At 40.4% G+C, this 24339-nt stretch carries 22 protein-coding genes and 6 pseudogenes; 7 read left to right on the forward strand and 21 right to left on the reverse strand.

The window, feature by feature from the left end:
• Window positions 1-68: 68 nt before the first annotated feature.
• The 5 genes and pseudogenes from J1G47_RS11110 to J1G47_RS11130 form a co-directional block, all read right to left on the reverse strand.
• Window positions 69-332 (reverse strand): annotated as a pseudogene (locus tag J1G47_RS11110) (transposase); the annotation flags it as partial.
• An 85-nt stretch (window positions 333-417) separates the two neighbouring features.
• Window positions 418-564 carry a helix-turn-helix domain-containing protein gene (locus J1G47_RS11115; protein WP_010786526.1) on the reverse strand — a complete coding sequence of 49 codons (147 nt, stop codon included), beginning with the start codon at window positions 562-564 and terminating at the stop codon, window positions 418-420.
• 108 nt (window positions 565-672) lie between these two features.
• Window positions 673-822: a GNAT family N-acetyltransferase gene (locus J1G47_RS11120; protein WP_010786527.1), complete on the reverse strand. Its 150-nt coding sequence runs from the start codon at window positions 820-822 to the stop codon at window positions 673-675.
• An 8-nt stretch (window positions 823-830) separates the two neighbouring features.
• On the reverse strand, window positions 831-1268 hold the full coding sequence (locus tag J1G47_RS11125) for a DNA polymerase III subunit chi (RefSeq protein ID WP_005713539.1): 438 nt from the start codon (window positions 1266-1268) through the stop codon (window positions 831-833).
• Window positions 1269-1373: 105 nt separating this feature from the next.
• Complete coding sequence (locus J1G47_RS11130) at window positions 1374-3161, reverse strand: AMP-dependent synthetase/ligase (protein WP_005713540.1); 1788 nt, start codon at window positions 3159-3161, stop codon at window positions 1374-1376.
• Between the two features lie 217 nt (window positions 3162-3378).
• Here J1G47_RS11130 and J1G47_RS11135 point away from each other — a divergent pair, with 217 nt between their 5' ends.
• A complete protein-coding gene (locus J1G47_RS11135; protein WP_005713541.1) occupies window positions 3379-3807 on the forward strand; it encodes an ABC transporter substrate-binding protein in 429 nt (142 codons plus the stop codon).
• Between the two features lie 60 nt (window positions 3808-3867).
• Here the strand turns inward: J1G47_RS11135 and J1G47_RS11140 are convergent.
• From J1G47_RS11140 to recB, 3 genes and pseudogenes are all read right to left on the reverse strand, one after another.
• Window positions 3868-4151 (reverse strand): annotated as a pseudogene (locus J1G47_RS11140) (transposase); the annotation flags it as partial.
• Window positions 4142-4300 (reverse strand): annotated as a pseudogene (locus J1G47_RS11145) (IS256 family transposase); the annotation flags it as partial. The pseudogenes J1G47_RS11140 and J1G47_RS11145, both read right to left, overlap by 10 nt.
• Window positions 4301-4658: 358 nt before the next feature.
• The gene (recB, locus tag J1G47_RS11150; RefSeq protein ID WP_207326642.1) at window positions 4659-8246 is read right to left on the reverse strand and encodes an exodeoxyribonuclease V subunit beta; all 3588 of its coding nucleotides are present in this window, start codon (window positions 8244-8246) and stop codon (window positions 4659-4661) included.
• Window positions 8247-8538: 292 nt separating this feature from the next.
• Between recB and J1G47_RS11980 the strand changes: the two genes are divergently transcribed.
• Together J1G47_RS11980 and J1G47_RS11985 are read left to right on the forward strand one after the other, a co-directional pair.
• Window positions 8539-8685, forward strand: a complete 147-nt coding sequence (locus J1G47_RS11980; RefSeq protein ID WP_010786526.1) for a helix-turn-helix domain-containing protein — start codon at window positions 8539-8541, stop codon at window positions 8683-8685.
• A gap of 95 nt (window positions 8686-8780) precedes the next feature.
• Window positions 8781-9044 (forward strand): annotated as a pseudogene (locus J1G47_RS11985) (transposase); the annotation flags it as partial.
• 241 nt (window positions 9045-9285) lie between these two features.
• On the opposite strand, the gene J1G47_RS11160 reads toward J1G47_RS11985, so the two are convergent.
• A complete protein-coding gene (locus J1G47_RS11160; protein ID WP_207326643.1) occupies window positions 9286-10176 on the reverse strand; it encodes a LysR family transcriptional regulator in 891 nt (296 codons plus the stop codon).
• Between the two features lie 134 nt (window positions 10177-10310).
• On the opposite strand from J1G47_RS11160, the gene J1G47_RS11165 reads away from it, so the two are divergent.
• Together J1G47_RS11165 and J1G47_RS11170 are read left to right on the forward strand one after the other, a co-directional pair.
• The gene (locus J1G47_RS11165) at window positions 10311-10754 is read left to right on the forward strand and encodes a nuclear transport factor 2 family protein (RefSeq protein ID WP_015939865.1); all 444 of its coding nucleotides are present in this window, start codon (window positions 10311-10313) and stop codon (window positions 10752-10754) included.
• On the forward strand, window positions 10754-11005 hold the full coding sequence (locus J1G47_RS11170) for a hypothetical protein (protein ID WP_041603170.1): 252 nt from the start codon (window positions 10754-10756) through the stop codon (window positions 11003-11005). Before J1G47_RS11165 ends, J1G47_RS11170 begins: the two co-directional genes overlap by 1 nt.
• A gap of 72 nt (window positions 11006-11077) precedes the next feature.
• Here the strand turns inward: J1G47_RS11170 and J1G47_RS11175 are convergent, their stop codons facing one another.
• Window positions 11078-11938 (reverse strand): AraC family transcriptional regulator, encoded by an 861-nt coding sequence (locus J1G47_RS11175; protein ID WP_160405218.1) that lies wholly within the window; start codon window positions 11936-11938, stop codon window positions 11078-11080.
• Between the two features lie 85 nt (window positions 11939-12023).
• On the opposite strand from J1G47_RS11175, the gene J1G47_RS11180 reads away from it, so the two are divergent.
• Entirely contained in the window at window positions 12024-12674 is a 651-nt protein-coding gene (locus tag J1G47_RS11180) for an SDR family NAD(P)-dependent oxidoreductase (RefSeq protein ID WP_015939864.1), read from the forward strand.
• On the opposite strand, the gene J1G47_RS11185 is transcribed toward J1G47_RS11180, so the two are convergent.
• A complete protein-coding gene (locus J1G47_RS11185; protein WP_015939863.1) occupies window positions 12651-12845 on the reverse strand; it encodes a SirB2 family protein in 195 nt (64 codons plus the stop codon). The genes J1G47_RS11180 and J1G47_RS11185 overlap by 24 nt on opposite strands.
• Before the next feature lie 86 nt (window positions 12846-12931).
• Between J1G47_RS11185 and J1G47_RS11190 the strand changes: the two are divergent.
• A pseudogene (locus J1G47_RS11190) lies at window positions 12932-13583 on the forward strand (IS1595 family transposase).
• A gap of 317 nt (window positions 13584-13900) precedes the next feature.
• On the opposite strand, the gene glnA reads toward J1G47_RS11190, so the two are convergent.
• The 10 genes and pseudogenes from glnA to atpG all read right to left on the reverse strand — a co-directional run bounded on the left by glnA (window position 13901) and on the right by atpG (window position 24337).
• Window positions 13901-15328 carry a type I glutamate--ammonia ligase gene (gene glnA, locus J1G47_RS11195; protein ID WP_020457503.1) on the reverse strand — a complete coding sequence of 476 codons (1428 nt, stop codon included), beginning with the start codon at window positions 15326-15328 and terminating at the stop codon, window positions 13901-13903.
• Between the two features lie 319 nt (window positions 15329-15647).
• Window positions 15648-16571: a ribokinase gene (gene rbsK, locus J1G47_RS11200; RefSeq protein ID WP_207326644.1), complete on the reverse strand. Its 924-nt coding sequence runs from the start codon at window positions 16569-16571 to the stop codon at window positions 15648-15650.
• Between the two features lie 72 nt (window positions 16572-16643).
• On the reverse strand, window positions 16644-17516 hold the full coding sequence (gene rbsB / locus J1G47_RS11205; RefSeq protein WP_207326645.1) for a ribose ABC transporter substrate-binding protein RbsB: 873 nt from the start codon (window positions 17514-17516) through the stop codon (window positions 16644-16646).
• A gap of 40 nt (window positions 17517-17556) precedes the next feature.
• On the reverse strand, window positions 17557-18516 hold the full coding sequence (rbsC, locus tag J1G47_RS11210) for a ribose ABC transporter permease (RefSeq protein ID WP_207326646.1): 960 nt from the start codon (window positions 18514-18516) through the stop codon (window positions 17557-17559).
• Window positions 18517-18527: 11 nt separating this feature from the next.
• A pseudogene (gene rbsA, locus J1G47_RS11215) lies at window positions 18528-20026 on the reverse strand (ribose ABC transporter ATP-binding protein RbsA).
• A 9-nt stretch (window positions 20027-20035) separates the two neighbouring features.
• Window positions 20036-20455, reverse strand: coding sequence for a D-ribose pyranase (rbsD, locus tag J1G47_RS11220; protein ID WP_005713620.1), 420 nt, complete (start codon window positions 20453-20455; stop codon window positions 20036-20038).
• A 114-nt stretch (window positions 20456-20569) separates the two neighbouring features.
• Complete coding sequence (locus J1G47_RS11225) at window positions 20570-21559, reverse strand: substrate-binding domain-containing protein (protein WP_005713622.1); 990 nt, start codon at window positions 21557-21559, stop codon at window positions 20570-20572.
• A 74-nt stretch (window positions 21560-21633) separates the two neighbouring features.
• A complete protein-coding gene (locus J1G47_RS11230; protein WP_005713627.1) occupies window positions 21634-22050 on the reverse strand; it encodes a F0F1 ATP synthase subunit epsilon in 417 nt (138 codons plus the stop codon).
• A gap of 26 nt (window positions 22051-22076) precedes the next feature.
• Window positions 22077-23450 carry a F0F1 ATP synthase subunit beta gene (gene atpD / locus J1G47_RS11235; protein WP_005713629.1) on the reverse strand — a complete coding sequence of 458 codons (1374 nt, stop codon included), beginning with the start codon at window positions 23448-23450 and terminating at the stop codon, window positions 22077-22079.
• A 20-nt stretch (window positions 23451-23470) separates the two neighbouring features.
• Window positions 23471-24337, reverse strand: coding sequence for a F0F1 ATP synthase subunit gamma (gene atpG / locus J1G47_RS11240; protein ID WP_015939855.1), 867 nt, complete (start codon window positions 24335-24337; stop codon window positions 23471-23473).
• Between the last annotated feature and the right edge of the window lie 2 nt (window positions 24338-24339).

The following is a 24339-nucleotide window of genomic DNA, read 5'->3' on the forward strand; positions in this document are numbered from 1 at the left end:
TATCTTCCTTCTTAATTTGTTATTTCGGGGCGGGCACATCTGATCTGCCCCCAAAAAGTTAGACTGATTTAGTTCAAGGACTGAATTCTGTATTCCACAGGGCTTAGTCCTTTTAATCTTACTTGAATACGCTCATGATTGTAATAATGAATATATTCGTGAATAGCTTGTTCCAGTTGCTCAAAGGTCTCAAACCGTTTACCAAAGTAACATTCCGTTTTTAAACGCCCAAAGAAACTTTCCATTGCACTGTTATCCAAACAATTTCCCTTTCTCGACATACTTTGTACGATGCCGCTTTGCTTCAATATCGACTGATAACTTGCCATTTTATTGTCTTTTTCAGCAAGAACGTGCTCCGTTTTAAATCAACCAATTGCAATAAAATCTCAAACGGAAATTGGTGGCGTAGTTCCTTCACGAGGTGTGATTATACTGATTAATCCAATATCTTAATATGGTTTCCTTAACCTGAAAATGCTGACGAGTTAATGAGCGATTTTTATTATGTTGAAGATAAAATTCGATCACTTGTTGTTTAAAAGATTGGGTGTATTTAGCCATAAAAAATCTGCACCTTAATTAGTTGGTTGTTTAGTCCAACTTTTGGGGTGCAGATCACTACACCACGCAACAATTTGTCCGTCTAATTCATAAACCTAAATCGGATATTTAGCATGATTTAGATTGCTGATTAAACCACGTTTGGCGGCTTTCCTTCGTTGCTGGAACTAAATCTGCCGTCACTGTGCGTCTTTCAATCACCTGGTTATAAATTTCAAGAATTCGAGTTAAATCATCTTGTTGTGCTAGGCGGAACATCTCTATCCTTAAACTTGCTCGGTACTTAACTGCCAACCTAGTTGGCGATATTGTTTATAACGTTCCCTCGCTTGGACCTTTTCTGTTTCATCAACCGACACGAAATCAATAATTTGATTGAAGCTGTTAATAAAATTGGGTAATTCTGTTTGTAATGAAATCAATACATCTCGGCGTTGGGCATTGCGTTTGCCTTTCCACGAAATTTCAATCGGGGTCGCATAGGTGGTGACTTCGCCGGACAGATTATGTGGTACAAAATCATCCGCTTCTCTTGCCCAAAGTGCTTCATCAAGGCTGAATGCCTGTTCTTCGGTTTCACAAGCAATCAGCACTCGTTTACCTTGTCGCCACGCTTTTGCCGCTAAATCGCACGCTAGAGCTTCTTGAGCGGAAAGTTCGCCTGCTTGGGCTTGGCTTAATAGATAGAATTGTACTTGCTTCACTGACACACTCTTAGGAATATAGTTAGACGAATTATAACTTATATTTATAATAAAATAGATGTTTGAAAATCTTCAAACTACATTTAATGCAATGTAAATTGAAATTTAAGTTAATGAACGTTCATTATACATCTCCTCAATCTGCTCCCGATAGCGTTGCATAATCACTTTACGACGTAATTTCAGCGTAGGGGTGATTTCTTCCATTGCCGTACTAAAGGCTTGAGGTAAGAGAGTAAATTTCTTCACCTGCTCAAAGCTCGGGAGTTCTTTTTGCAACTCGTGGATACGTCTTTCAAACATCTGAATAATGTCAGAATGTTTAATCAGCTCGATCCTATCCTGATATTTGATATTAAGTTGCTTTGCATATTCCTCAAGGCTATCAAAACACGGCACAATCAAGGCAGAAACATACTTCTTCGCATCTGCAATCACAGCAATCTGCTCAATAAACTTATCTTTACCGATTTTGCCCTCAATGTATTGCGGAGCGATATATTTCCCATTTAAAGTTTTCATCAGCTCTTTCAAGCGGTCAGTAATGAATAAATTTCCGCAACTATCCATTTCGCCAACATCACCCGTGCGTAAGAAACCATCTTCAGTAAAAGCCTTTGCCGTTTCTTCAGGCTTCTTGTAGTAGCCTCGCATTACCATTCCACCACGCACCAGAATTTCATTTTCCTCACCGATTTTGACTTCCGCATTTGGCATTAATGTCCCGATAGAATTTGGGTTAAAGCCCTTATCTTGCCAGCAAGAAACCGTTGCAGTCGTTTCAGTCATTCCATAGCCCAATTTAATGTTGATCCCAATACTGTGGAAAAATGAACCAATAGAGGCTTCCAACTTTGCTCCACCGCAAGGCATCATTTTGATCCTACCGCCTAATAAAGCACGCAGTTTAGTCAGCACTAATTTGTCTGCCAGAGCATATTGCAAACGAAGCCACTGTGAGGGTTGTTCTGTTTGATAATGCTTTTCACCAACACGAATTGCCCAGTTGAACAAGGCTCGGCGATGTGCCGGGGCTTTTTCCACTTTATCCCATACCGCCGTATAAATTTTTTCATAGAAACGAGGCACCGCACACATCACCGTTGGTTTCAGTGTAGTCAAGGCATCACGGACGTGGTTGGTGTCTTCCAAGTAGCAATTTGTCGCACCACGATGAAAAACATAAGCAACCCACGCACGCTCAAAAATATGCGAAAGCGGTAGGAACGAAAGCGACACATCATCTTCATTCACATTTAAGGCAAGATCGTGAGCATTTAATTGATGGGCAAGGTTAGCATAATCCAGCATCACACCTTTTGGCTCACCCGTTGTTCCAGACGTATAAATCAGCGTAAAAAGATCGGACAACTGTTTAGAATTAAGGCGTTTCTCAAATTCCGCTTCATTTGGAACAACATCTAGAAAATCTTCCCAATAACACGCATTTGGCAGATCCCTCAAATCCATATTTGCCTTCATTGCCACAATTTTCATTAATTGTGGACAGTTGTTCGCTATTTGACAGACCTGATCAAGTTGTTCTTGATCACCGACAAAGAGAATTTTAATGTCAGCGTCATTCACAATATATTCCACTTGTTTAGCCGTGTTTGTCGCATAAATCGGCACAGCAACCGCCCTTGCCTGCATTGCCCCAAAATCAGCAATAGTCCAACGAGGCATATTATTTGCAAAAATACCGATTTTATCTTGGATATCAATATGTTGAGCAATTAAAGCATAAGAGAAACGGTCAATTTCCTGTTGAAAAGTTTGCCACGACATTTCCTGCCATTGAGCTTGTTCACGGAAACGCAAAGCGGTACGATTAAGCCATTTTTTTGCTTGCAGGCGAAATCTATTCACAAAATGGAAGTCGAGAGAAGCCATCTTTTTATCCTGTTTATTCAGCTTACAAATGTTCGCTAATATACTTTTTTCATTGAGAAAAAGCCAGAGAAATGCGAACAAATGTAAGCTGAAATATCGTTTGTCTGTATTCTTAAGTAATCGTAATCTGTGCCTTTTGTATCATTGACTGCCTTGCTGCATCTGCCACTTTTACACCAAATGGACAACAGGCTTATCTTCAGGCAATGTGCCAGATATGAGTACGGCTTTACTAAATCACGTCATTGAAATGATTAATTTCGGTGCATTGCAACCGATAGGCGATCTAATTGATAGTATCGGTCGTGATAAGTTTGCTGAAGGTGCAATTTATGAAGGTACAGTTAAAGGGCAAAATTATTCTATTCCGCTCTATTCTCACGCTCAAGTGATGTGGGTACGCAAAGATTTGTTAGCCGCAAATAATTTAAGCGTACCGAAAACGTGGGACGAACTTTACCATACCGCAAAAGCATTGACGAAAGATGGAGTGTATGGGCTTTCTGTTCCAATGGGAAGTAACGATTTAATGGCAACTCGCTTTTTAAATCTTTATGTGAGAAGTGCAGGGGAAAGTTTATTAACCAAAGATCTTAAAGTGAACTTAACCAGCCGTTCTTACAAACCTATAAAATCCTATAAATAGCTGTAAAAAGCTATAAATATAGGACCCTATCCCAAATTCTGTGTAAACACCCATTTCAACTTAACGGTGATCGTCTAAGCGATCACCAAAATCAATCATAAATCGATTCATCGCCAGTTTCCAGTTCTGAATCGGCATTGTCCATTTTTTTGATGCATCTTTACAAGCGGGTATTTTGCCTGCCATTTTTGCGAAAGTGCGGTCAGATTTTCGCGAGCCTGTGCTTCCGTCGGGGCTTGATAAACCTGCTTTAAATCTGCGGTGACGGCTTTGTAATCTTTCCACGAAACGAATTTCAAGCTGTTACGCACTAAATGCACAATGCAAAGCTGAATCTTCGTTTTAGATAACCAAGATGGTCGGTCAGTTCACCATTTAACGCAGCCTCGACGGTGATTTTCTTGAGCATCCGTGAAAATTGATTGAGGTCTTCTGGTGTTTTTAGGTTTTTGGCAAATTCCGCTGCCAAGGCGTGAAGTTGTTTTTCGTTCATAATAAAATACCTGTGTCTGAATGTATTATCTCAGAAACAGGTATTTACACAAATTGTGGGAGAGGCTCTCTATCCGCTTTTTTTGTTCACAGATTTTATCCCTCAGCCCCCATCCCCTTCGCTAACGCTCAGGGACTTCCCCCATAAATGGGGGAAGAATTTTCTCATAACACCGCTCTACAATACTTCCCCTACTTCTCCCCAATACTTCCCCCGCTTGCGGGGGAAGGTGCCCGAAGGGCGGATGGGGGCGAATATGGGGAGTAATTACATTAATCCGAAACAATAAATATCATTTTTCTTTTTATTCGTCCCACAAAACACTCAAAGTGGGCTTTATTGATATAGAGAATATCTCTTACCCAAACAACCTATCCATCTCTTCAATCAACTCCTGACTTGGTTTATCAAAATAAACACCACTATTTGGCTCGCCATTCATTCCTCGTAGGAATAAATAAGCCACGCCGCCAAAGTGTTGCTCGTAATTATAATTTTCCCCTAAGCGAGCGCTTAAGTAGCGGTGAACGGCAAGGGTATAGAGCAAATATTGCAAATCATAGCGGAATTGCCCCATTGTTTTGGCTAATTTTTCGGCTTGATAATCTTGTGGCAAATAGCCTAAAAAATTGGATTTATAGTCAATCACATAGAATTTGCCGTCAATTTGAGCAATACAATCGACAAAACCACGCACAAAGCCTTCTAAGTTATATAAGGTCAAATCAGGCAACTGTTTGGCTAACGGACTATGTTTTTTCAGTAGTTGATTAAGTCGATATAAGGCTTCTTTATTGGATAGGCGTAAATAAAATTGCCATTCGTTCAAGCGTTTATGGGTAAAAATCTGCGTTAAACTGACCGCTTGTTCACCAAATGGGGTTTGGATAACTTGCTCAAACCACGTTGTTAAAGGCTCAAGCCACGCTTCGTCTAAATTAAGTTGTTCACACAATGCCTGTAATTGTGTTTGATCCATCGCTTGTTGAAAATCCCAATGCTCAAAGAATTTATGCAACAGATTACCGACTTTCGTGCTATGTGGGAATTGGTAGCGACTATATGGCTGAGCGTTATCTTCAAGAAAGTCCGAGGCGATGAACTCTGTGCGGTCATAATCTTGAGCTTCGTCACCAAAAGTAGCAAGCGGTATGTTTTGCCCTTTATGTTGCAAACGTTCATTTTGAGCCTGTAATGCCGTGAAGCTGGTAATTTGCCCAACGGTGCGAATTTTGCCTGTAAAGGATTTCGCTTCAATATCAATAGGTTGCACGAGTGTTGGTTGCCAATTGTCTTCAGGCACATCATTATTAACCGTAATCAGCTCCGCTTTAATGCCTTTCTGTGCTAAATAATATTGAGTATTTTGGCTTGGGGCGATGCCACCTGTTCCAATCTCACCATTGCTTAACAAATAGCTTAGGCTATTCCATTTTTCATCAAATTGACTTGGTAAAATCAGGTTTAGCTGATACTTCGCCCGTGTGACCGCAACATAGAGCAATCGCAAATCTTCCGCAAATTCTGCTTTATCAATATATTTTTTGATTTCGTCGGATTGTGAGCCGAAGCTCCAGTGAGCCTTGCCTTCGTCATTTTGATAGATTGTTATTGGTTTACTTTTGGCAGGTTGGCTTGCTTTAGCCACAAACGGCAACCAAACTACAGGGTATTCCAACCCTTTTGAGCCGTGGATAGTCACCACTTTAACCAAACTCTCTTCGCTCTCTAAACGCTGTTTTTGTTCATCGGCGTAGCCATCTGGATTGTCTAATTGCTGTTCATACCAACGTAGCAAGGCGAACTCGTTCTCTAAATTTGGCATTGCCCCTTGTAGCAACTCGGCTAAATGCAACAGATCGGTAATACGACGTTCCGCATTCGGTAAGGCATTGATCCGTTGGATAATATTTTCTTTCACAAAAATTTGGTGCAACATCGGTAAAATCCCCTGATGTAGCCAAACTTGTTGATAGCCGACAAAGTTTTCCACCACATTATCCCACGCTTTTTCATCTTGTTTGATATTAAAAATGTCGGTCGATGTTAAGCCCCAAAGCGATGTGCCAATGGCTGAAAGCAAACTGGATTGACGGTAAGGGTTTAAACACGCAGAAAGAATAAAGCGTAAATCTTGTGCTTCTTGGGTTTCATAGACGCTGTTTCGTTCAGAGAAAAAGACCGATGGAATATGGCGTTTTAATAATTCTGCTCGGATTAAACTGGCTTGTTTATGGCTACGCACAAGGATCGTAATGTCTTTGGCTTCAAGCGGTCTATTCCCCTCCTCTTTTTGCACAAAGAGCAACCCTTGCTCACTTTTTTTCAGCTGTTGTTGAATTTGATAAGCACAATGAGCGGCCACAAGCTGTTCATCAAACTCTGTGCTGATTAATAGACATCTGGTCGCTTGTTCACCCACTAATGTATCTGAAGCCTCTTTAGCTTTAACGGGCTGAAAGGGAATACCGTGATATAAAAATGGAGGATTATCTCCTTCTGGGAACTGAAATAGACGATTACAACTCTCCACCACTTCAGGCACAGAGCGCCAGTTACGGTCAAGTGTTGCCTGTTCCTGAACCTCGTTCTTCGCTTTTAAATAGGTGAAAATATCAGCACCACGGAATTTATAGATCGACTGTTTTGGATCGCCAATCATAATAAAACCTTGCTCGCTGGTATTTTGATCCATAAAGATACGATGGAACACTTCATATTGCTGTTGGTTCGTATCTTGAAATTCATCAATCATCGCAAAGGGATACAAGGCTCTAATTTGCTGGGCTAACGTATCCCCACGCTCTGATTGCAAAGCGGAAAGCAAAAAGCTCAACATGTCGCCAAAACTTTTCTCTTTATGGGTTTGCTTATAATCGGCAAGTTTTTGACGTAGATGGCTGAAGAATTGATAGAGTAAAATCGCTTTTGATTTGCCTTCAAACTGTGTTTGGTAAGCGGTAAGATAATCTTGATTTTTTGCAAAAATAGTGTGGGTAAGCGGTTCTGCCCCTTCTTCCGCTTTTTCATTGATAAAATCCTGACAAAAGCGAGAGAGGCTGTTGGTTGGAAAATAATGGCTACCGCTTGTAGCCCATTCGTTCAGCTCTTTCAGCCAATTTTCAATCCAACGCATTTGATAAGCTCGGCGGCTGAGCGATTTCTTTTCGCCTTTTTTGTAGTTTTTATTGATTTCAGCCACAATCAGGCTTTCCGCTTCCGCCCCCACGGCAAGCCAATGTTGTTTAGCTTCTTGTAACAAGGCTTGATAATCGGCGAGATAGCTTGAAATGCCTTGTGTCAGCCATTGGTTTTCTGCCGCTAAATCTGGAAAATCGCCATAGAGATAACCTTTCACTGCGGTTAATGCGTCAGAAGGCGTTTTTAACTCTTCAGCAACGGCGACAGTTTCTGCAAGTCCCATTGGATAAAATAGTTCACGCCAAGTTTCTTCACTCAAACGAGTTAATAATTCATCTTCATTGCTCAATAAATCAATATCAAAACGAATGCCAGAGCTAAACGCAAACTGAAACAACATCTTTTGACAGAAGCTATCAATGGTGAAAATACTGGCTAAATCAATTTCGCGTTCAGCAATGCTTAAGCGTAAGAGGCATTCATTTAAACGTGGTTGAACTTCTTGATAAAGCGCCGCAAGGAATGGTTCTCGTAACGCATCTTGAGCCTCTTTAGAAGAGGGATCTCGAAACCATTTTCCCACATTGACCAATTTTTCCCTAATTCGATCTCGTAGCTCTTGGGTTGCGGCTTTGGTAAAGGTGACAACCAAGATTTGTTCAACTGTCAATGGGGAGGGACACCGAACACCTAAAATCAACCGCAAATACAAATTTGCCATCGTATAGGTTTTGCCTGTGCCTGCAGAGGCTTCAATAAGGCTAGATTGGTTTAAAGCTAATTGTAGCGAATTTAGTGGATTCATGATTATCAAGGCATGTAGTGATAAATGACACCATTCTACGCTATTTAGTTTTAACGAGAAATCTTTTTAGAACAATCGAAAAGCACCCATATTCGCCTCCATCCGCCCTTCGGGCACCTTCCCCCGCAAGCGGGGGAAGAATTGGATGGGGTGGGGGGCAGTGTTGTAGAGTGGCGTTATGAGAAAATACTTCCCCTCATTTATGGGGGAAGTATTGGGAAAGTGGGGGAGCGAAATGATCTGCACCCCAAAAGTTGGACTAAACAACCAACTAATTAAGGTGCAGATTTTTATGGCTAAATACACTCAATCTTTTAAACAACAAGTGATCGAATTTTATCTTCAACATAATAAAAATCGCTCATTAACTCGTCAGCATTTTCAGGTTAAGGAAACCATATTAAGATATTGGATTAATCAGTATAATCACACCTCGTGAAGGAACTACGCCACCAATTTCCGTTTGAGATTTTATTGCAATTGGTTGATTTAAAACGGAGTACGTTCTTTTATCATCTTGCTGAAAAAGACAATAAAATGGTAAGTTATCAGTCGATATTGAAGCAAAGTGGCATCGTACAAAGTATGTCGAGAAAGGGAAATTGTTTGGATAACAGTGCAATGGAAAGTTTCTTTGGGCGTTTAAAAACGGAATGTTACTTTGGTAAACGGTTTGAGACCTTTGAGCAACTGGAACAAGCTATTCACGAATATATTCATTATTACAATCATGAGCGTATTCAAGTAAAATTAAAAGGACTAAGCCCTGTGGAATACAGAACTCAGTCCTTGAACTAAATCAGTCTAACTTTTTGGGGGCAGATCATAGATTAGCCCCAAATATTATGTGTGAAAATAGCGAAAATACAGTCATATTTTCAACCGCTTGGGAAAAAATGGTAGAAATTCCATCACCTATTATTCTTGTAATGATTATTATAGAAAGATTTATTTTTCGGAATACTGTTGATAATTACGTAAAAACAGTACCATAAGTAATGGGAAAGCAGGAGTGCTAAATAAATAACCAAATTTAACTCTACCACGCTTTCCCTTCAAAATTCTCCAGCAAAAAATCAATTAGTTTTCTCACGGCAAGGGGGAGTTTATCCCTTGACGGATACATCGCATAAATGCTGAATGTCGGCAGTTGCCAGTCGGTTAAAACGGCTTGCAATTTGCCCTGTTGAAGTTCTGGTTCTAGCATATATTTTGGTAACATCGAAATGCCATAACCATCCAGTACTGAGTTAAGTAAAGTTTGGGTGTCGTTGGTGGTGAAACGGCTGTTTAGGTCGAGCAACACTTCCTGTTCCCCTTGCGTACATTTCCACGCTTTGCGGTTGATGTTATGGTGCGACAAATAGTGATGTTGATACAAATCTTCAGGCTGCGTTGGCGTACCGAACTTTGTCAAATATTCAGGCGTTGCCACCAACAATGAATGGCAATCAGCAAGTTTTCGGGCGATAAAATTCGGGTCGGGCGTGTTGGTAATCCGAATGGCAAGATCGATCCGTTCGCTGATTAAATCCATCGTCTGATCGTTAAGCAACAGCTGAATATTCAACTTCGGGTGTAACTGCAAAAAGCGATTGACCATTTGCACTAAATGATACGCCCCGAAAGTTTGGCTACTGGTGACACGCAACGCACCACGCAATTCACCCTGCTGTGCCATCATTTCTTGTTCCATCTCTGCGGTTAAGTTTGCAATTCTTTGGCAAAAAAGCACCGCTTGTTCGCCTGCATCTGTTAGGGCGACTTTACGGGTGGAACGCTGAAAAAGTCGGGCGTTCAGCCATTCCTCCATTAAAGCAACATAACGGCTGATCATCGGTTTGGAAATCTCTAACCGTTCTGCGGTAGCGGTAAAACTGCCTGTTTCGGCAACGGTCAGAAAGACTTTGATTGCGGTGAGTTTGTCCATAGTTATCCTTTTTGTTTCTTAATCGGAAATAATTATATTCTAAAATCGCACTTTTTCTCTCTTTTTATTTCATTAAAATGCACACCATCAATAGCAATCAAGCTGAATGTATAATCCAACAAAAGGAAAACAAAATGAAAAAATTACTTTTACTTTTAACTGCACTTTTCTCATCAACCGTTGCAATGGCACAAACTACGCCAGAGCAAAATAAAGCGAATGCGTTGGCGTTCTATGAAGTGGCGTTTAACCAACATCAATTACAAGACGCAGTGGATAAATATATCGGCAAAGAGTATTTGCAACACAACCCAAGTGTAGCCGATGGTGGTCAAGCCTTTATTGATGCTTTTGCTCCGTTTTTGAAAGAACACCCAACTTCGCGAGCAACAGTTAAACGTGTATTAGCGGACGGCGATTTAGTAGCATTACACGTTCACAGCCAGCTCAATGAAAAAGATAAAGGCGAAGCGGTGGTGGATATTTTCCGTTTCGATGAAAACGGCAAAATTGTAGAACATTGGGACGTAATCCAAGCGGTACCAGAAAAAACAGAAAGCGGACGTGGAATGTTTTAATGAAAATTTATTATTTATTCGATCCCCTTTGCGGCTGGTGTTATGGTGCGTCAGCAACATTGCAAAAACTCAATGAAATCTATCCGCTTGCACTTGCGCCAACGGGGCTGTTTTACCAAAGCGCTCGTAAAATGGACGCCGATTTCGCCCGCTATGCGTGGGATAACGATCAACGGTTGCATATTGTGCCGAGCCAGTTGTTGTATGGGGAAGTTCAAGGGTTGGAAGATTATTTAAAACAGTTGTCATAGAACTTGTAGAAGAGCGGTGGGATTTTCATAAGTTTTGTATTTGCAAAATTTCCTGAAAACCCCACCGCTCTTTTATTTTTCCGCTAAATAGCTTTCCCGAAAGCCTTTTGGCGTACATCGTTCGTATTTTTTGAAGAATTTATTAAAGTGAGTAGCTTCTTCAAAACCGAGTTGTAACGCAATGTGTTTCACGGATTTTTGGGTATGCACCAGTAGGCGTTTGGCTTCAAGTAGCAAACGTTGGTTGATAACCATTTTGGCAGGCAGCCCCGTATGTGCTAAACAGGTTGAGCCGAGCGTTTTTTCTGTGCAACCGAGTTGTTCCGCATAAAATTGGACTTGATGTTGCGTGCAAAAATGTTGTTCCAATAGCTGAGAAAAACCTTGCCAACGTTGATTTTGGTGGTCTTCTTGTGGCTGATTTGCAGCATAAAGGGTGTTGAGCAAGGTCAGAAAGGTGTGTAACTGCGTTTGTAATAAGGGCTGATAATTTTGCCCTTGCCATTCAAAGTAGCGATATTGTTTGAGCTGTTGTAACGCCAGTTGCAGCAAAGGGGCTTGCTCGGCGGTTACAGATTGCTTTTGTGGCAGCTGTTGCCAAATTGAGGCTAAATCAGCAGAAACCCATTCGGCTGGAAAAGATAATCCCCAACCGTCCCAACCTTCCATTGTTTGAAAATGGTGAACTTGCTGTGGGCGGATCAGCAACCATTCGCCTGTGCGTTGCGTAACGCTTTGGAAATCAAGCAAATTCTGACATTCCCCTTCTGTTACCCACAGCCAAACATAAAAATCAAAGCGATGTTGCTCAGCGAGCATTTCCCGTGTTAATTCATCAGCGTGCAAATTGCTTTGGTTAAATTCACTAAATAGACAAATTTCAAGTGCCGATTGCGGTGTCGGGATTGCTTGTGTATTTCCTATTTTTGCCATTATTAAGCCCTTTTTTACCTTTTTCATACTGGTATTTTACGGAATAATACACTTCATCGAAAGCAAAGACAATGAAGGATAAAAAATGAAACAAACAGCATTGATTACAGGTGCATCAAATGGTATCGGTTTGGAACTAGCAAAAATTCACGCCAAAAAAGGCGGCGATGTGGTGTTGGTGGCACGTTCAAAAGAGAAATTGGCCGAACTAGCACACGACTTAGCTAACACATACGGTATTAAAGCCACCGTTATCGCCCAAGATTTATCAGAACCTAATGCGGCACAAGCGATTTTTGCACAGACGGAAGCACAGGGCATTACCGTTGATATTCTAATCAATAATGCAGGTTTTGGCGGACACGGTCGCTTTTTTGAGCGTGATTTAGCCAAAGAACAACAAATGATCCAAGTAAACATCACCACTTTAACCGAGTTAAGCCATTTTTACTTAAAAGGTATGGTGGAACGCCGCTGTGGTAAAATTCTAAACGTTTCTTCAACGGCAGGCTTTTTACCTGGTCCATTACAAGCGGTTTATTATGCAACAAAAGCCTATGTCACGTCTTTCAGCCAAGCCATTGCCGAAGAAGTGGCAGAATTTGGCGTAACTGTAACCGCACTTTGTCCAGGGGCTGTGACAACAGGTTTTGTAAAAAATCTTCATTTTATTTCCTTTTATTTCAGTTGGTTAATAAGTTCGGTGTACGTCTTAGCCTATTTTGCAAAGCGATAGCAACACCATTGTTAAAAAAGCGAGTAGCGACAAGCTGTAAAACGCGAACCCTTTTGGGGTGCGAATGTTTTTTTGTGCCACAACACCGAAAACGATATAGACCACGACAAGTAACAACTTTATCGCTAACCAAGTTTCTGTAAATGGCGACCAAGAGCCGAGTATTTGCATTGTGGTAAATGGCGAGCGTGAAGCGCGGTTGGGAGAGCAATATTTTGGGGGCTGACGTAGATTAGCTAGTATGCTAACCTACAAAAATGAAGATAACTCATTGTAAATTAAAGAAATCTATACAAAAAAATCTCCTTGAATTTTTTGTATTAGAAGTCACTGTCCGTTCTGCGGCAAATTTGTTAGAGATAAATGCTAACTCTGCTGCACTGTTTTACCGCAAAATCCGCGAGGTTATCAGCTATAATTTAGCACTTGAAGCAGATGAAGTATCTGACGGACAAATTGAGCTGGATGAAAGCTATTTTGGTGGACATCGTGAAGGAAAACGAGGTCGTGGGCGGTGGAAAAGTGGCTGTTTTTGGGATATTGAAACGGCAAGGAAAAGTATTTACTGTGGTAGTCAATGATACGCAGACAACAACGCTAATGCCTGTTATATCAAGGAAAATCAAGCCCGACAGCTGGGTTTATACAGATACTTATCGTAGTTATGATGCCCTTGATGTAAGCGAATTTCACCACGAACGAATTAACCATTCGGAGCTGTTTACAGTGAAACAAAATCACATCAACGGCATTGAGAATTTTTGGAGTCAATCCAAGCGGATACTCCGAAAATATAATGGGACTGACCGAAAACGTTTCCCTTTATTCTTGAAAGAATGTGAATTTCGGTTTCACTTTGGAACACCAAAAGAGCAACTTAAAACGTTGAGAAAATGGTGTGAAATTTAGGGCTAATCTACGTCAGCCCCAAAAGTAATATCAAACTTTATAAATGTAATATTTATCCTACTCTAATAAAGATTGGGAATGACTATCTAATAGCGTTCAAAAAAACTCTATTGATGATTACATTCTTGATATGTAAAACACTAAATCGTTTTTTAACATTTATTTAGGCAAATGAAGAAAAATTATTTCATCACGCAAAAACAATAAGATACATAACACTATATTTATAAAGGATTCTTTAAATAAAAATATAGTTGCTAAGAATAATTAAAGTATTCATCAGCAACTATTTTATTTTCTGAACCTAACTTTTAAGGCTAAGCGTAATACATCTCAAATTCCACAGGATGTGGGGTCATATTCAAACGCTCAACTTCTTTACGTTTCATTGCAATAAAGGCATCGATAAACTCTTTAGTGAACACACCGCCTTGGGTTAAAAATTCATAATCTTTTTCCAAGTTATCTAACGCTTCACCTAATGAACTTGACACTGCTGGGATCTCTTTTAACTCCTCTGGTGGTAAGTCATAGAGGTTTTTATCCATTGCATCGCCTGGGTGGATTTTGTTAATCACACCATCAAGACCAGCCATTAACAACGCCGCAAAACATAAGTATGGGTTTGCCATTGGATCTGGGAAACGTGCTTCAATACGGGTTGCTTTCGGGCTAGTTACTGCAGGAATACGGATAGACGCAGAGCGGTTACTTGCAGAGTAAGCTAATAATACAGGTGCTTCAAAACCCGGTACTAAACGTTTGTATGAGTTTGTGGTTGGGTTAGTAAACGCATTTAATGCTTTAGCGTGTTTGATGATACCGCCGATATAGTAAAGGGCAGTTTCAGACAAGCCTGCATATTTATCGCCCATAAAGACGTTTTTGCCATCTTTGCTTAACGACATATTACAGTGCATACCTGAGCCGTTATCGCCTGCGAATGGTTTTGGCATAAAGCAAGCGGTTTTGCCGTGTTCAAGGGCAACGTTTTGAACCACATATTTATAGATTTGGGTTTCGTCTGCTTTTAAAGTTAAGCTATTGAAACGGCTTGCAATTTCATTTTGACCTGCTGTCGCCACTTCGTGATGGTGAGCTTCAATCACTAAGCCCATCTCTTCTAAAATTAAGCACATTTCAGAACGAATATCGTGAGCGGTGTCGATTGGTGCTACTGCACAGTAGCCGCCTTTTTTGAGCGGACGATACGCATTGTTGCCGTCTTCATATTTACGGTTGGTGTTCCACGCCGCTTCAATATCATCAATATGATAAGACACATTGTTCATCTCAGTGCTAAAACGAACATCATCAAAGAGGAAGAACTCAGGCTCTGGACCAAACATTACGCTGTCAGCAATACCTGTTGATTTTAGATAGTTTTCAGCACGAATAGCTATTGAACGTGGGTCACGGTCATAGCTTTGCATTGTGTTTGGGTCGAAGATACTGCAGCGGATAGTGAGGGTTGGGATACGGGCGAAAGGGTCAACAACGGCGGTTTCAGGAATTGGCATTAACAGCATATCGGCTTTGTTAATCGCTCGCCAACCTTCAACCGAGGAACCGTCGAACATTCGCCCCTCTTCAAAAAGGTCTTCGAGGTCATCGGCAACAAGGGAAACAGGCATTGACACCCCGTGTTCTTTACCTTTAATGTCGGTAAATTTCAGTAAGACAAATTTAATATCATTCTCTCGAATGAGTTTTGCAACGTTTGCAATGGCGTTGGTGTTTGACATTGGCTAATCCTCTTAAAATAATAACTACAAATAAAAAAGTGTCTGAGACGCTGTTTAAAATACCATAAGAAAAAGAAATATCAATAAAAATTTTTATGACCTTCATTATTTTTTCTAATATCTTTGTTTGCAAAACAACTTTGTTCTCTATCGACACTATATTGTGATTAAAAATGCTCGTCAATGTATTTCAATAGAGAGATAAAATTAACGTTATACCTAACAAATCGTAGCCGCTCGACTCGTTAAGTACAAATATCAAACCGCATTGTCATTCACAAACTGCCAGTTAAGAAAAACTCCAACATAGTAGTTTAAGTTACATTGAAAATAATAAGAGCGCCTCAATCTCCTCGCGTCTAGGAATTGCTGTCTGTGCCCCCATTCTTGTGACCGAAATTGCCGCTGCTGCATGAGCAAAACGAATAGATTCTTTAGGTGATTTTCCTTCTAATAATGCCGTCACAAAAGCTCCGTTAAATGTATCTCCTGCGGCTGTTGTATCCACTGCATCGACACGGAACCCTGGAATAATTTCACCTTGTCCTTTTTCGCTATAAAACAAACCTTTTGAGCCTAGGGTAATTAAGACCGTTTCGATCCCAAGTTGATGAAAATGGTTGGCGGCTACAGCTGCAGTTTGCTCATTGGTCACTTTAATTCCAGTCAGTATTTCCGCTTCTGTTTCATTTGGGGTGATAATGTCAATTTGTGATAATAAACTGTCCGGTAAAGGTTGAGCGGGAGCGGGATTTAACACCACTTTTACCCCTGCTTTTTTGGCAATTTTTGCAGCCTTAGCCACCGCTTGTAACGGACTTTCCAACTGCATTAGCAAAATATCCGCTTGTTCAATATGTGATTTATGTTGTTCAACTAAAGCCTCTGAAAGATCCGCATTTGCGCCAGCGGAAATTACAATACTGTTTTCACCCGAATCGGCAACCTGAATCATCGCCAACCCTGTTGATTGGTTTTCCATAACAGAAATTGCTTCTGTATTGATCCCGTCTTGTTCAAAGGCTTGCTTCATTGTTTTCCCAATTTGATCATCACCAATTGCACCAATAAAGTGTACATTTGCACCACATCTTGCCGCTGCAACCGCTTGATTTGCCCCTTTTCCACCATAAGCAATTTGATAACCGTAACCTGTTAAGGTTTCTCCTGCTTTGGGGAAGTAAGGTACTCGAATAACGTGATCGACATTGATACTACCGAGAACACAAAGTTTGTTTTTCATTTTGACCACCTATAAAACAACAAGCGGTCAGATTTTGCAAAATTTTTGCTAAAAGTGACCGCTTATTTAAGATTATTTCGTTACAACTTTTAACGGAACTGGGATTTGTGCATCAACTTTTTCACCTTTTAACACTTTATCCGCAGCTTCTACACCTAACTCTCCTATTTTATCAGGTTGTTGAGCAATAGTTGCCGCAAGTTGTCCGCCATTAACTGCTTTTACCGCATCATCTGTACCATCAAAACCAACGACTAAAATATTTTTGCCTGAAGCTTTAATTGCACGCAACGCCCCTAATGCCATCTCATCATTTTGAGCAAATACTGCTTTAGCAGAACCATGGCTGGCAAGCAAGTTTTCCATCACATTTAAACCTTTAGTGCGGTCGAAATCCGCTGGTTGGCTGGCAAGCAGTTCAAATTGGTTAGCTTCCACCGCTTGTTTAAAGCCTTCACCACGTTTACGCGCCGCAGAGGTGCCCGCAATGCCTTCTAATTGAATTACTTTTGCATTTTTACCGACTTTTTCAGCGATAAAGTCACTGGCCATTTTTCCGCCTGCCACGTTATCAGAGGCGATATGACTCACAACATTACCTTTATTTGCACCACGGTCTAAGGTGATAACTGGAATATTCTTCTTATTGGCTACAGCAACGGCTGTACCTACCGCTTCAGAATCGGTTGGGTTAATCAGTAACACTTTTGCACCACGTACCGTCACATCTTCGACATTAGACAACTCTTTCGCTGGATCATTTTGTGAATCCAACACAACTAAGTTATAGCCTAATTCTTTGGCTTTTTTCTCTGCACCTTCTTTCAAGGTCACAAAGAATGGATTATCTAAGGTTGAAATTGCCAGAGCGATAGTTTCCTTTGCCATTGCTGATGTACTGAATGCTAAACCTAATGCAATCCCTAATGAAGTTAATTTTTTCATAAAAATCTCCTATGTAATGAAGAATAATGTCTTAGAACAACTAGACTTTTTTACGACCAATGAAGTTATCTAAGATAACCGCAGCTAAGATTACCAGTGCTTTCGCAACCAGTTGATAGTAAGAGTCAATGTCTAATAAATTCAAGGCATTGCTCAAGAAACCAATAATTAATGCACCGATTAACGTACCGATAATACGACCTTTACCGCCCATAAGACTGGTACCACCCACTACAACAGCCGCTATCGCATCTAATTCATAGCCTGTTCCTGCGGTTGGTTGGGCGGAGCCTAAACGAGAGGTGACGATCAAACCAGCAAGGGCAGCTAATACACCACTGACTACAAACACAAAGAGTTTCACCTTATTCACATTAATGCCTGAAAGTACGGTTGCCGATTCGTTGCCCCCTAAGGCATAAATATAGCGCCCCATACGCGTCTGGGTGAGAACAAACCAACCTAATGCAAATAAGGCAAACATCAGCCAAACAGGAACTGGAATACCGAGCCAAATCCCTGTGCCGATTTCGGCGAAAGCATCAGCATTATCGGAAAAACCTGTGCTAATCGGGCGACCGCCCATATAAATCATCGTTACACCACGCAATAACAGCATCGTAATCAAAGTTGCCATAAAGGCTTGAACTTTACCAAATGCCACCAGCGATCCATTAAGTAAACCGATTAAACAACCAAAAATCAGTACGGTGGGAATCACGACATAAACGGGTAAATCTATTCCAACTAATGTTGCAGCCACAGCTCCCGTCAGAGCAAGTACTGAACCAACAGATAAATCAATACCAGCAATCAAAATCACAAAGGTCATACCAATCGCAATAATGGCGTTCACAGAGGTTTGACGCAAAATGTTGAGCAAGTTATCTGTGGTAAAAAAATCCGGATTTAGAAATGACACCACGACAATCATCGTGATTAATGCAATGATCGACCGTTGGTCGATTAAAAATTTAGTGAAGTTAAACGATTTATTCATTTGCAAATTTCCTATGAGATCTGACCGCTTGTTTTACCGATTGCAGCCGCCAATAATTTCTCTTGCGTCGCTTCTTGACGGCTAAATTCACCGCTGATTCGACCTTCTCGCATCACTAAAATACGGTCGGACATGCCTAAAACTTCTGGCATATCGGACGATACTAAAATAATACTAAGCCCTTCCGCTTTAAATTTATTGATAAGTTGATAGATTTCTTTTTTTGCTCCAACATCTACGCCTCTTGTTGGTTCATCTAAAATCAGCACATTTGGACGGGTCATTAATCCTTTGGCTATCGCTACTTTTTGCTGATTACCTCCAGATAACTCACCAATAATTTTATCGGCATTGGGGGTTTTAATATTAAACAGTTCAATAAAATCCGTGACGACCATATTCTCTCGAACTTTATCAATTCTTCCGTAATGAGAAAGATGGGCTAATGCGGTCAAAGACATATTTTCCTTCATCGACATACCTAGCACTAAACCATCCCCCTTGCGGTCTTCGGAAATATACACGATGCCATTATCTAATCCATCTTGGGCGGTACGGTTATGAATGTCTTTGCCATCTAATCTGACTGAACCCGATGTACGAGGCAATGCCCCGTAAAGCACTTTCATTAACTCGGTTCGCCCTGCGCCCATTAACCCAGAAACACCGAGAATTTCGCCTTTTTTCAAGTTAAATGAAATTTGATGAACACCACTTCCCGTCAAATTATTGACTTCAAGACGTACACTATTTTGATCGGTGTCGATATGCGGATATTGCTCTTCCAATTTTCGTCCGACCATCATTTCAATTAACTGATCTTCGTTTAAATCAGCAACGGCTTTTTCACCAATAAATTGCCCATCACGCAAAACAGTCACATCATCACAAATTTGGAAAATCTCTTTAATGCGGTGGGAAATATAGACAATACCATGACCTTCCGCTTTCAACTCACGAATCACTGCAAATAGAGCTTCAGTTTCCGTATCCGTCAGCGCATCCGTTGGTTCATCCATCACAATCACTTTCGATTCAAAACTCAACGCTTTAGCAATCTCTACCATTTGTCGTTCGCCGATAGAAAGCTCACCAGCAGGAAGTTTACTGGAATGACGAACACCAAGGCGAGCTAACAAGCGGTCGGATTCCGCATACATTTTACGCCAATCAATACCGCCCCAAGGGTGCGTAAATTCACGTCCTAAAAAGATGTTTTCAGCAATGGAGAGATTACCGAGTATATTTAGCTCTTGGTGAATAATACTCAATCCAGCTTCTTGAGAGGCTTTCGGATTAGCAAATTTCACTGCTTGCCCCAGATATTCAATCGTACCGGCATCACGTTGATAAATTCCAGTGAGAATTTTCATTAAGGTGGATTTACCCGCACCATTTTCCCCCATTAACGCCATCGCTCTACCCGCATAGACATTTAAGCAAGCATTTTTAAGAGCCTGAACACCGGAAAGGCTTTATCTATTCCACTAATTTTGAGTAAGTTTTTCATCATATCCACCTAAAATGGTACGCCCGAATAAAGAATAACATTTGCATACGGGCTACATTCTCCCGTTCTAACGACGGCTTTGGCTTGATTACTTTGATGTTTAAATTCGTTATGTGGGATATATTCAATCTTAATGGTATTTTTTTGTTGCACCTCTATTTGTTGAATAACCATTAATAACTGTTGTTCAATTTGAGGATTAATATTCTTGATTTCTTCAGCTAATACAATTTTTTCAATAAATAATTCACTTGATACCGCTTGTAAGACTGAAAGAAAATCGGGGATACCTTTGGTTAAAGCAAGGTCAATGCAATGCTGCTCTGTTGGAATTGGTAAACCAGCATCACAAATTGTGAGTCCATCGGTATGTCCCATTGTTGCAATTACATGTGAAAGTTGAGCATTTAAGATTGTTGTCTTTTTCATCACAAACCGTCCTTTAAAAACCATCGAAACGTTTCGATGACTAAAAGATAGACAAAAAATAATAAAAAAACAACTATGTTATTTTGAAAATGTGAACTACTTCAAAAAATAAGTTTAAAAAGATTCCCGTATGATTAATTCAGGGGTTAGCTTGATCGTTTCTATTTCCGTTTGTGGTTGCTGAATACGTAGAATTAATTTCTCAACAGCAGCTTTAGCTAATCGGGCTTTAGGTTGATGAATAGTAGAAAGAGGGGGATAAAGATATTGAGCAAGTTCGATATTATCGTAACCGATAATCGCAATATCTTGCGGAATCCGTAATCCTGCTCGTTGAATCATTTGATATGCACCAATCGCAATACTGTCACTCATCGCAAAAACAGCTTTAGGACGTGAAGGTAAAGCTAACAATTTTGTCATTGCTTCAATCCCCCCATCATAATGGAAATGGCTTTCAATAATCCATTCGGGGCGAATTTGCAAATTATTCTCTAAAAGTACCCGCTTGTAGCCAGCTAAACGGTTTTGAGCCAACGGTTTTGAAAGTTCACCGGTAATAATGGCTATATCATGATAACCAGCATCAATTAATGCTTTTGTCGCAAGATAACCGCCTAGTTCTGAATTTTCGTGAATGATATCGGCATTTAAAGGTTGTTGCCACCAGTCAATCACAACCATCGGGAGTGTTAAATGGGTAATCGCACTTAAGTCAAAATTTTGAGGTTCTGCACACATCAGCAATAAGCCATCAACTTGCTTTAATAACAACCTCTCTAGATGTTGCTGTAAATTTTGGCTGTTGCCGTCGGTATTGACTAGAATTAGATGATAATGATGGCGTTCGCAATAACGTTCCACATGACGAACTACTTCTGCAAAAAAAGGGTTATTACTTGTGGTAACAATCATTCCTATCGTATTGGTTTCCTTGATCTTCAAACTTCTTGCTACCAAAGAAGGGCGATAATTTAGCTCCTCAATAACTTTTTTGACTTTTAAAGTAATTTCTTCACTGACAAAACGGGAATTGTTTACGACGTGAGAAACGGTCGAAAGTGAAACCCCTGCAATTCGAGCTATATCTTTCATTGTTGCCATAGTGAGCCTTTATAAATTGCTGAGAAATAAAAACGCCCTAATATAAACATATTAAGGCGTTTCTGTATATAAAATTAACGTCTATTCGCTAATTTCGTTTTAGTGAGTTCGTAAACATGCAGTTTAGCAATTTCGCGAGCTAATTTGGCGGTCATATCCGCTTCATTTGTTTTGCTTATTGTTTCTTCTGCTTTGCGTTTTGCTGCAAGGATACGTTGTTCATCGAGTTCTTCACCACGAATTGCAACGTCTGCAAGCACGGTCACAACCGTTGGTTGAACTTCAAGGAATCCGCCTGAAACATAGATATATTCTTCTTTGTTATCTTCCAAAGTGAATTTGACCATGCCGGGTTTAATGGCGGTTAATAGTGGGGTGTGTCCTGCATAGACACCTAATTCCCCATCTACCCCTGAAACTCGAACACTAGTTACTTGACCTTCAAAGATTTTACGCTCTGCACTAACGACTGTGAGTTCAAATGATGTCATTTTGTTCTCCTTAGTTCAAAGAACAATTACATCTTGTTGGCTCTTTCAACCACTTCGTCAATTGAACCTGCCATATAGAACGCTTGTTCTGGGATATGGTCGTATTCGCCTGCTAAAATGCCTTTGAAACCACGAATTGTTTCTTTTAATGGTACAAATTTACCTGGTACGCTGTTGAACACTTCTGCCACGTGGAATGGTTGTGATAAGAAACGTTCAATTTTACGTGCACGAGCAACCACTAATTTGTCATCTTCTGATAACTCATCCATACCAAGAATTGCGATGATGTCTTTCAACTCTTTATAACGTTGAAGCGTTTTTTGTACGCCACGTGCAACATCATAGTGCTCTTGACCAACAACAAGAGGGTCTAATTGACGTGATGTTGAATCAAGCGGATCGATCGCTGGGTAAATACCCAATGATGCGATATTACGGCTTAATACAACCGTTGAGTCTAAGTGAGCAAAGGTTGTTGCTGGTGATGGGTCTGTTAAGTCATCCGCAGGAACGTAAACCGCTTGAACCGAGGTGATAGAACCTGTTTTGGTTGAAGTAATACGTTCTTGTAGTACACCCATTTCTTCTGCAAGCGTTGGTTGGTAACCTACTGCAGATGGCATACGACCTAATAACGCTGATACTTCTGTACCTGCAAGGGTATAACGATAAATATTATCTACGAAGAATAATACGTCACGACCTTCATCACGGAATTTTTCCGCCATGGTTAAACCGGTTAACGCAACACGTAAACGGTTACCTGGTGGCTCATTCATCTGACCATAAACCAGTGATACTTTGTCTAATACGTTAGAGTCTTTCATCTCGTGGTAGAAGTCGTTACCTTCACGAGTACGCTCACCAACACCTGCGAACACAGAGTAACCTGAGTGTTCGATTGCGATGTTACGGATTAACTCCATCATATTTACCGTTTTACCTACGCCAGCACCACCGAATAAACCAACTTTACCCCCTTTAGCAAACGGTGCGATCAAATCGATAACTTTGATCCCTGTTTCTAAAAGTTCTGTGCTGTTAGCTTGATCTTCATAACTTGGTGCTGCACGATGAATCGTCCAGCGCTCTTCTTCACCGATAGGGCCTGCTTCATCAATAGGCTCACCTAATACGTTCATAATACGACCAAGTGTTTTTGTACCCACTGGTACTTCAATCGCTTTATTCGTATTTTCAACTTTTAAGCCACGTTTTAAACCATCAGATGTACCAAGAGCGATACAGCGTACTACGCCACCGCCTAATTGTTGTTGAACTTCAAGGGTTAAACCTGTTTCAACTTTTAATGCATCATAAACTTTTGGTACTGCATCTTGTGGAAACTCAACATCGATTACCGCACCGATGATTTGTACAATTTTTCCCGTTGCCATTACCGTTCCTCTATTCATTGTTAAATTGCTGCGGCACCCGCGACAATTTCATTTAATTCATTCGTAATACTTGCTTGACGAGCTTTGTTATACACCAACTGTAACTCATTGATTAAATTACCTGCGTTATCCGTTGCTGCTTTCATTGCTACCATTCGAGCTGCCTGTTCAGATGCAAGATTATCTACGATCGCTTGATAAACTTGAGATTCTAAATAGCGAACAAGTAAGCTATCTAGCAACACTTTTGGATTAGGCTCATAGATATAATCCCACGAACCTTTATTTTCCAAATCGTCATCTTCAAGTTCTGGCAATGGAAGTAATTTTTGAACCGTTGGTTTTTGCGACATCGTATTCACGAAGCGGTTATAAATAATATAGACTTCATCAACTTCGCCATTACGGTAGTTTTCAATCATACCATTTACAATACCAACTAAATCTTCCATTGCAGGTGTATCACCTAAGCCCGTTACTTGAGCTTTGATTTCCACCCCCATTGATTGGAAAAATGAAACTGCTTTGTTTCCAACCAATCCTAAGACTGAATCCACCCCTTTATCTTTACGTGTTTTTAACTCATTTAAAACGGTTTTAAATAAATTAATGTTTAAGCCACCGCATAGACCACGGTCCGTTGAAACAACAATAAATCCAACTTTTTTGACTTCACGTTCGGTTAAGAAAGGATGTTTATAATCAATACTTCCTTTGGCAATATGGCTAATTACCTTACGAATGGCATCTGAGTATGGACGTGATGCAGACATTCTTTCTTGCGTTTTACGCATTTTAGATGCAGCAACCATCTCCATCGCTTTGGTAATTTTTTGTGTATTACGAACACTTGCAATTTTGGTTCTTATCTCTTTAGCACCTGCCATAT

The organism is Glaesserella parasuis (genome assembly GCF_017352235.1).
Taxonomy (GTDB): Bacteria; Pseudomonadota; Gammaproteobacteria; order Enterobacterales; family Pasteurellaceae; genus Glaesserella; species Glaesserella parasuis.